The sequence below is a fragment of the Phormidium sp. CCY1219 genome, from assembly GCF_035615515.1.
In the GTDB taxonomy this organism is placed as follows: Bacteria; Cyanobacteriota; Cyanobacteriia; order Cyanobacteriales; family Laspinemataceae; genus CCY1219.
Genome location: NZ_JAJENT010000965.1, coordinates 1 through 353, shown reverse-complemented (window position 1 = coordinate 353; position 353 = coordinate 1). Strand labels below are relative to the sequence as shown.

Annotated in this window: 1 protein-coding gene; it reads left to right on the top strand. The window is 42.2% G+C overall.

Annotation, left to right across the window (positions count from 1 at the left end; translation table 11 throughout):
* The first annotated feature begins 69 nt into the window (after positions 1–69).
* Positions 70–237 carry a hypothetical protein gene (locus LKK83_RS31005; RefSeq protein WP_324635324.1) on the top strand — a complete coding sequence of 56 codons (168 nt, stop codon included), beginning with the start codon at positions 70–72 and terminating at the stop codon, positions 235–237.
* Positions 238–353 lie beyond the last annotated feature (116 nt).

The following is a 353-nucleotide window of genomic DNA, read 5'->3' as shown; positions in this document are numbered from 1 at the left end:
TAAAATGAAATTATAATGGGGTGGTAATTTCAAAGCAATGCTTTTATTGTTTAGCGGAGAGCAAGGGGAATGGGATTGAGTCCATACATCCCCGAATGGGGACTCGATGTTATTGATGTGGCCGCCGGAGAACCGGGCATCAACTATGAATTGCAGGTGACGAAAGGGGCTGTGGACAAAGGGTGCAAAAAAAATTTTTTTTGCACCCTTGGGGGGAATTTTTTTTTCGATGGATGAGTGGACAAAAAAGGGGGAAAGGGAGTAAAATGAAATTACAATGGGGTGGTAATTTCAAAGCAATGCTTTTATTGTTTAGCGGAGAGCAAGGGGAATGGGATTAAGTATGGGCAATT